Consider the following 1,921-nt stretch of genomic DNA (forward strand, 5'->3'; position numbering starts at 1 on the left):
TCAGTGCGGGCCACTATCCTGGAATGGTCACGATCAGCACCAATGATACTACCATGCCGGTGGCCCAGGTACCGCTCTCGCTCACGGTGCATCGCAAGACAGAACCGATCGTGGTCGAAGACTGGCGCCTTGAACAGAACTACCCGAACCCGGTGAATGCCGCCACCACAGTGCACTACAGCGTGCCCTCACCCGGGGAGGTGCGCATTGTCGTGGTGAACGCCATGGGGCAAACGGTCAGGACATTGGTCTACGATTGGCACGAGGTAGGAAACTATCGCACGACGTGGGACACCCGCGATGAGCAGGGGCGATCGGTGGGAAGTGGCGTGTACCTGTACTACCTGTCCACCGGCGGCCGACGAGTGCTGTGCCGCAAGCTGGTGGTGCTGCGGTGATAAGCAGCTTGAACGGAGAAATGGCCCCTCGGCTCAAGGAAGCGCACCGACTCAATAGCAGCACTCAATATCCAAACACGCTGGCCCTTCCTCCTCGGGCTTCCAACTTCAGATCGCGCAGCTGGGGCGCCTTGACCTGGATGCGCAAGTAGAACCGCTTGGCAATCCCCGAGGGCACCCAGTCGAACATCGCCTCCCAGCAGTGCAGATCGCGGTAGAACACCCACCGATGGCTGGCTACCTCTTTCTCCTTCAGGTCGAAATGGGCGCTGTACTCGACCCGCCACTTCTTGGTGACCTGCACCTGCAGGCCCCGCACGTCCAAGTAGTACCGCGTGCGAGGATGCGCAGGATCGCTGCGCCGATCCATGTCGTAGCCCAGTGAAAAACTAACCGACCACGGGATATCCAATCCCGTGAAGGTGGTGATGCCTTCAAAGCGGTCACCCCGCATGCGCATCTCTTCGTCGAATACGCCTCGCGGAGGCGGTAGCTCTTGCTCAAGCGCCTCCTCGGGTCCCCGTTCGGGAGTGGGTGGCGCTGCACGCCTGCCGGCCTTCCCCTCCAATCGCACCGAGGCGTTGAAGCGGAACCCGGTGAGCCAGGCGAGTTTTCCACGCACAAGGCCGCCCTGGTCGAAGAGGTAATCGTTCACCACTCTGCGTTGCTGAGGGTCGTAGCGGTAGAAGCTATGCGTGGCACTGGCGGAGATGCTCAAATTCCGCAAAGGATTGGCGCTTAGCGTCGTGTACAAGTCGGAGAGCTTGAACTCCTTAGCGCGGAAGTTGAATCCGGTGCTCAGATCGGCGGTGAACAGATCAAACTTGCGCTCTTTCTCGCCATCGCCTGTCTTCATCTGAAAGACATTGTTCACACGGAGGGATAGGCGTTGCTGTCCGCCAGCGGGCGTCCCACCGAAGCGATCGCGACGATACACTCGGCCGGTGGTGTCAACAACCTCCTCGTAGTAGCCCCACTTTGCCTGAGAAAAGTCGGGCTGATAGGAGAACGACAGCGTGGGCGTGACCACATGGCGCACAGCCTTCACGCCGAACACGTTGGGCGTGAACAGACCGTACAGCTTAGTGTGCCCGGAGAGGCTGTAAGAAAAAACATGGCGGGCAGCGAAGCCTCGCCTTTCGCGCGTGCCAATGCTGTTGGTAGAATCGATGAGAAAGTAGTCGGTCGTACGGTCAAACCAGTCCTCATTGATGCTCAGCGACTGACTGAGCCCCAGCCAACCAAAGAGCTTGCCCGGATTGTTCATTGAGAGTCCAATGTTGTGGGCAAGACGGCGGTTCACCGTCTTTGTCTCGACGCCTTGCCACTTGCGGGTGACCTCGGTGTTCATCAGGTTGGATGAATAGGAGTAGTAGATGGCCTGGTACCAACGGAGTTCCTCTTTCACCCCCCGACGGGTCTCCATTCGCCCCCGGCCGGTAGTGGCAGGCGGGAAAAACTGCCCCTGTGCCACGTAAAGACTCGCCTGGGGCAGGCTGAGGGTGGTCTCGTCAGTCTGCAAA

At 59.6% G+C, this 1,921-nt stretch carries 2 protein-coding genes; one reads left to right on the forward strand and one right to left on the reverse strand.

Annotation, left to right across the window (positions count from 1 at the left end):
- The coding region (locus tag ONB25_05355) for a T9SS type A sorting domain-containing protein (GenBank protein MDZ7392320.1) at nucleotides 1-398 on the forward strand (398 nt) is incomplete at its 5' end.
- A gap of 64 nt (nucleotides 399-462) precedes the next feature.
- Here ONB25_05355 and ONB25_05360 read toward each other — a convergent pair.
- On the reverse strand, nucleotides 463-1,921 hold a 1,459-nt coding region (locus ONB25_05360; GenBank protein MDZ7392321.1), incomplete at its 5' end, for a putative LPS assembly protein LptD.

Source organism: candidate division KSB1 bacterium, from assembly GCA_034506335.1.
Taxonomy (GTDB): Bacteria; Zhuqueibacterota; Zhuqueibacteria; order JANLFK01; family Oleimicrobiaceae; genus Oleimicrobium.